Here is a 5,174-nt window from a genome sequence, read left to right as displayed (position 1 = left end):
CCGCGGATCGCTCTGTCCGCCGTCGAAGCGTTCCGGCGCCATGTAGGCCAGCGTGCCGAGGGTGCTGCCCGCCGTCGTCATGCCCGCCTCGCCCGCGGTGCGCGCCAGACCGAAGTCGATCAGGTATACGAACTCGCCAGGGGTGATCAGGATGTTCGACGGCTTGACGTCCCGGTGGATCAGGCTCGCCTGATGAGCGGCGTCCAAGGCCGCCCCGACCTGCTCCACCACCTTCACGGCGAGCGCGGGCTCGATCGGCCCCTTGCGCTCGGCGAGGATGTCACCGAGGGTGCTGCCCTCGATCAGCCGCATGTCCAGATAGAGCAGGCCGTCGATCTCGCCATAGCCGTGGATCGGCACCACGTGGGGATCGCTCAGGCTGGCCGCAGCTTGCGACTCCCGACGGAATCGCTGCTGGAAGACGGTGTCCTGCGCCAGGTGATGCGGCAACACCTTGAGCGCGACGACGCGATCGGTCCTGGTGTCGAAGGCCCGATAGACCTCACCCATTCCGCCTCGGCCCAGCAGCTCTTGCAGCTGATAGTGCCCAAATGGCGTCGAATCCACCGTTCACTCCTCGGCAACGGCCATCCCCGCGTGGCTGTGTCGATAGAAGCTACCTCACCACCACGGAAGGCGACCGTAACGGATCAACACCGATCAGCCGAAGAAGCGGCGCTTCGTGGACTTCTTCTCGTCGCCGTCGACGCCGCTCCACATGCCGGACTCGTAGCTGTAGGCCGCCTTCGCACCCGTGCGCACGACGTCCAGCGAGCCGTCGCCGTTCTTGATGTAAGCGTCGCCGAACCTCATGTATTCATCGCTTCCACCATCGGGAAGCTTCACCTTGACCGTCATGACGGGCCGACCGTCGGTCAGCGCACCTTCTCGGGAATCGAGTTCAGCGCATTGAGGACCTCGATGGCGAGCTCGCCTGCGACGTCGTCGTCGAGCTTGGAGTGAGCGATGATCGTCGTCTTGACGAGGTCTAGACGGTTCTCATACGGGGTGCGGATCTTCGTGGGCGAAGCCATCGTGTTGTCCTTTGCAGCCGAGCATTGTCGCTCGGAACCGAGCAGCTCGATACCCATGACGTTACTCCATTGCTGGTCACTGGGTTTCCATCCGGACGTGCGGATATTCCGGCGCGCGGTGCTGGAACGCCAGGATGTCGGGGTTCACGATGACCCCGTCGCGGATCTCGATCGCGCGGCGCACCGTCTCGTCGTCGTCCCATTCCTCGGGGCCGCCCAAAATCGTTGGGAGATAGGGTATCAGCGCCTCGCTGATCTCCCACGTCGCGGCGTTCCACAGATAGGACGGGCTGTGGTCGACGGCGTAGTAGGTCATGTTGTTTCCGACCGTGAACGTCGGCTTCTCGAACGACGTCGGAACTGCCCAGCTGAAACCCATTGCCTCATCGCAGGATACGTCGATGAAGAGGCTGCCCGGCCGGAAGGCCTCGAGGTCGCCCTCGTCGAGGAAGATCAATGGCGCGTTGGGATCCTGCAGCACGCAGTTGACGACGACGTCGTGCTCGGCCAGGTATCCGGCCAGCGGGACCCTGCCGTCGTCGGTGAGCGCGAAACTCGACCCGTCGGGGCCCACCTCGGATTCGAACTGCACGATCTCCGCGGAGTGAATCGGCGACGCCACCTCGGCGACGTTGCGGTTGGTCAGGATGTCGATGTCGTGGATGCCGACGGCGGTCAGTGCCGTCACGGCACCGCGCGCGGTGGCGCCGAAGCCGATGACCGCCGCGCGAAGACGCCGCCCGTAGGTTCCCGTCGAGCCGATGATCTCCAGGGCATGAAACACCGAGCAGTAGCCGGCCATTTCGTTGTTCTTGTGGAACACGTGCAGTTTGAACGAGCCGTCCTTGCGCCACAGGTTCATGGCCTCGAAGGCGATCAACGTCAGGCGGCGGTCGATCGCCTGCTGCGTCAGCTCCCCGTCCTGCACGCAGTGCGGCCAGCCCCACAGCACCTGGCCGGTGCGCAGTTCGGCGAGATCGTCGGCGTCGGGCTTGGCCAGCAGGATGACGTCGCACTCGGCGATCAGCTCGGCGCGCGAGCGCATCCCTGCCACCGAGCGGGCCAGCTTCTTGTCGGAGATCCCGAAGTGCTCGCCATATCCGCGCTCGAGGTAGATCCTGCCGATGACGCTCTTGTCGATGCGGTCGAGATGCTCCGGATGGATCGGGAGGCGGTGCTCGTTCTCCTTGCGAGTGACGGCGATGATGCCGAGGCTGAGTCCACTCATTTGGCCCTCCCTAGGCATGGCTGACGCCGAGGTCGGGATACCGACTCGGCCACGTCGACCGTACGCGCAATCGGGTGATCCGCACCACATGGGTGCGCAGCCTGTCCGCTACCCCATCCCATCGTCCTGAAAACACAGTCAGACAGGTGATTTCGGTTACGTATCAAGGAAGTTGACACGATGCTCGAATCCGCGTCTACTGGAGGTCTACCGAAGATTCGAGGCGCCCATATGACCACCAACACGGTCGTCCTCATCATCGTCGCGATCCTGGTCGCGCTCGCCCTCGCCGGCATCGTGGCGGTCTTCAAGTACGAGTTCCGCGCCGAGTGGCGCTACTTCGGCCGGGTCCACATCCTCGACGAACTGGTCGAAGACGCCCGCCTGGCTCGACGGCAGGACGAGATCGCCAACGAGCTCAATACGAAAGCTCAAGCAGCGCAGCTCGAGGACCACTGCAACAGCACGGACTGACCTCGATCAGCGGATCGACACCAACTGGTCGATCGAGTCGAACGGCAGATTCCCGTCGACGATGGCGGTCACGTTCATCGAGTTGAGGTTGATCGCGCCCTTGTGGTTCGCAAGGAACGCGGTGTCGGAGGCATCCCGTCCGGTCGCGATGCGCACCAGGCTCTGCCGCGGCGCCAGCAGCGTTGCGTCGACGACCCGCCACTGGCCGTCGACGAAGGCTTCGGCGACCGCGTGGAAGTCCATCGGCGACAGACCGGGGGCGTATACGGCCACCAACCGTGCCGGGACGTTGACGGCACGCAGCATGGCCACCACCAGGTGCGCGAAGTCGCGGCAGACGCCAGCACCGGCGAGCAGGGTGTCAACGGCGCCGTCGATCGGATCACTGGAACCAGGAACGTAGTTCAGGCGCCCGCCCACCCACGCCGCGACGTGCTCCAACAGCGTGGTCGAGTCCGCGTACTGGCCGAATTCCGTTGCGGCGAAACCATAGAACTTGTCCGCCTCGGCGTAGCGGCTGGGCCGCAGATACATCGACAGGTCGTAGTCCGTCACGGGCGCGGGGTCGGTCTGGCCGATGACCGTCGCCGAGTAGGCGACCTTCATGTTGCCGCCCGCGACGTAGATCTTGTGGATGCGGTTGCCGTGCGCGCCGCTGATCTCCACCGGATCGACGGCCTTGCCGTCCAAGGTGAACGTCAACGACTCGTAGACCTCGGTACTGGGATGGGGCGCGATCGCGATCTGGAACTCCAGCGTCGTCGGCGCCGTGATGTCGACGTCGAGCTCACAGCCGACGTCGCGTTTGAAGCTGGGCGTCATTCCGGCACGGTGGCGAAGCGCTGTGCGTTCTGCAAGGCGGAGAGCACCGCGAGCGTCGACGCCGCGCCCTGGTTCGGGTCGATGCCGTCGGCGTTCAGACCGTCGAACCCGCCGCCGGTCTCCGGATCCCACATGGGCTTGCCTGCGTCGTTGGCGCCCTCGAACCACGCTGCCGCGGCGCGGACGCCGTCGGGCCACTTGGGGCTGGCGTCGACCCCGGCCGCGCGGGCACACGCGTCCGACAGTGCGGCCACTCCAATCGGCTGAGTATCGAACACCTTTGGGTCGTCGAGGAGCGACGTCAACGAATCGAGGCCCTGCTGACACAAAGTCGGGCGTTCGAGCGCGGTGCCCGCCGCGATCATGGCCTCGGCCATCACCGCGTCGGCATCGGTGACGGCTTCGGGCACGCTGTCGGCGTAGGCGGTCAGCAGGGCCCGCGCGATGGCGTGGTCCGGCTCGACGGAGAGGATCTCCGCGGCACCCAGCGCGGCGTACGCCATGGCCCGCGGGAACGGCGACCGCACCTTGGCGGCACGCTCGAACTGGATCACGGAGACCCGGCGGACCAGGCCCACACTGCTATGCGCGGCGGCGGTGCCCAGCGCCCACAGGCAGCGGCCCCACCACTCCTCCAGCGTCGGCTGATCCACCCAGTTGCCCTTGCCATCCATCCGGTTGCGACAGGTGCCCGCGTAGGACTGAGCGTCGTTGAGGAACCGCACGGCCAGCCCCGCAAGGCCGTTCACCGCGCCGCCCGGCTCGGGCTGACGGGTGGCCACGACGAGCAGTCGGGACATGTCCTCGGTGGTGTAGCCGCCTGCGCGCTCCGGCTCGGCGAGGAGGGCGTGTTCGTAGGTGCCGCGACGGTCGGAGATGTGCAGCAGGTGGTCGAAGACCGGTAGCGGCGCGGTGGTCATACGAGTGCCCCTCGCTCGGCGAGGAGTCGACGCGCAAGGGTCATGTACGCCGCGGCGGCGATGGGCCAGCCGAAGGTCGGCGCCAACCGCCGTGCCTCCGCGGCCATGTCACCGGTCATCCGTGGGTCGGTCAGCATGCGGCGCAGCGCGAACGCCAGCGCGTCCGGATCGTCGTGACTGACGACGACGCCCGCGCCACTGCCGAGGAGTTCGACGGCGTGGGGGAAGGCGGTGGCGACGACGGGACGACCGGCCGCCAGCGCGTCGACCAACACGCCCGAGTTGGCCTGATCGGTGGAGTCGTACGGCAGCACGACGGCCGCCGACGACTGGATGAGCGCCGACAGCGAGGCGGTGCTGCGGTAGATGCTGTCGAAGTTGACCGACGTCGCGACGCCCGTACTGCGGGCCCGCTCGATGCAGGCTTCGCGGTAGGCCTCGCCATCGGCGGCCAGCACCCGTGGGTGCGTCGCGCCCGCGACGAGGTAGCGCGGCTGACCGCGGAGCTCCTTGAGCGAACTCATCGCGTCGATGACCCGCTCCACGCCCTTGCCCGGCCCCATCAGGCCCCAGGTGAGCAGCGTCGGCCTGCCGGCCCGCTTCAAGGGAGCGACGGTCGGCAGCGTGGCGCCGCGACCGATGGTGGTGACGATGTGGCGGTCGACGGTGTACTCGCGGCTGAGGCGATCGTTGGCG

8 protein-coding genes are annotated in these 5,174 nt (G+C 66.7%); 1 reads left to right on the top strand and 7 read right to left on the bottom strand.

Annotation, left to right across the window (positions count from 1 at the left end; genetic code table 11):
• The 4 genes from ACRDUX_RS33480 to ACRDUX_RS33465 all read right to left on the bottom strand — a co-directional run.
• A partial coding sequence (locus tag ACRDUX_RS33480; RefSeq protein ID WP_526420604.1) for a serine/threonine-protein kinase occupies window positions 1–567 on the bottom strand: 567 nt, incomplete at its 3' end.
• Window positions 568–660: 93 nt separating this feature from the next.
• A complete protein-coding gene (locus tag ACRDUX_RS33475; RefSeq protein ID WP_526420602.1) occupies window positions 661–858 on the bottom strand; it encodes a hypothetical protein in 198 nt (65 codons plus the stop codon).
• Window positions 859–875: 17 nt separating this feature from the next.
• The gene (locus tag ACRDUX_RS33470) at window positions 876–1,034 is read right to left on the bottom strand and encodes a DUF6307 family protein (protein ID WP_526420600.1); all 159 of its coding nucleotides are present in this window, start codon (window positions 1,032–1,034) and stop codon (window positions 876–878) included.
• A gap of 76 nt (window positions 1,035–1,110) precedes the next feature.
• Window positions 1,111–2,262: a N(5)-(carboxyethyl)ornithine synthase gene (locus ACRDUX_RS33465; RefSeq protein WP_526420598.1), complete on the bottom strand. Its 1,152-nt coding sequence runs from the start codon at window positions 2,260–2,262 to the stop codon at window positions 1,111–1,113.
• 231 nt (window positions 2,263–2,493) lie between these two features.
• On the opposite strand from ACRDUX_RS33465, the gene ACRDUX_RS33460 reads away from it, so the two are divergent.
• On the top strand, window positions 2,494–2,736 hold the full coding sequence (locus ACRDUX_RS33460) for a hypothetical protein (protein WP_526420596.1): 243 nt from the start codon (window positions 2,494–2,496) through the stop codon (window positions 2,734–2,736).
• A 6-nt stretch (window positions 2,737–2,742) separates the two neighbouring features.
• On the opposite strand, the gene ACRDUX_RS33455 is transcribed toward ACRDUX_RS33460, so the two are convergent.
• The 3 genes from ACRDUX_RS33455 to ACRDUX_RS33445 all read right to left on the bottom strand — a co-directional run.
• Complete coding sequence (locus ACRDUX_RS33455) at window positions 2,743–3,558, bottom strand: transglutaminase-like domain-containing protein (RefSeq protein WP_526420594.1); 816 nt, start codon at window positions 3,556–3,558, stop codon at window positions 2,743–2,745.
• Window positions 3,555–4,478, bottom strand: coding sequence for a glycosyltransferase (locus tag ACRDUX_RS33450; protein ID WP_526420592.1), 924 nt, complete (start codon window positions 4,476–4,478; stop codon window positions 3,555–3,557). Before ACRDUX_RS33450 ends, ACRDUX_RS33455 begins: the two co-directional genes overlap by 4 nt.
• Window positions 4,475–5,174 (bottom strand): glycosyltransferase (locus ACRDUX_RS33445; RefSeq protein WP_526420590.1); only part of this gene is annotated, 700 nt, incomplete at its 5' end. The genes ACRDUX_RS33445 and ACRDUX_RS33450, both read right to left, overlap by 4 nt.

This window comes from Mycobacterium sp., assembly GCF_050701675.1.
Taxonomy (GTDB): domain Bacteria; phylum Actinomycetota; class Actinomycetes; order Mycobacteriales; family Mycobacteriaceae; genus Mycobacterium.
Note: the sequence above shows the minus strand (reverse complement) of the source record. Positions and strands in the feature narration are given on the sequence as shown.

Coding starts and splice junctions, on each gene's coding strand:
- ACRDUX_RS33475 (WP_526420602.1), bottom strand. CDS start 858: ATGACGGTCAAGGTGAAGCTTCCCGATGGTGGAAGCGATGAATACATG.
- ACRDUX_RS33460 (WP_526420596.1), top strand. CDS start 2,494: ATGACCACCAACACGGTCGTCCTCATCATCGTCGCGATCCTGGTCGCG.
- ACRDUX_RS33455 (WP_526420594.1), bottom strand. CDS start 3,558: ATGACGCCCAGCTTCAAACGCGACGTCGGCTGTGAGCTCGACGTCGAC.
- ACRDUX_RS33450 (WP_526420592.1), bottom strand. CDS start 4,478: ATGACCACCGCGCCGCTACCGGTCTTCGACCACCTGCTGCACATCTCC.
- ACRDUX_RS33470 (WP_526420600.1), bottom strand. CDS start 1,034: ATGGCTTCGCCCACGAAGATCCGCACCCCGTATGAGAACCGTCTAGAC.
- ACRDUX_RS33465 (WP_526420598.1), bottom strand. CDS start 2,262: ATGAGTGGACTCAGCCTCGGCATCATCGCCGTCACTCGCAAGGAGAAC.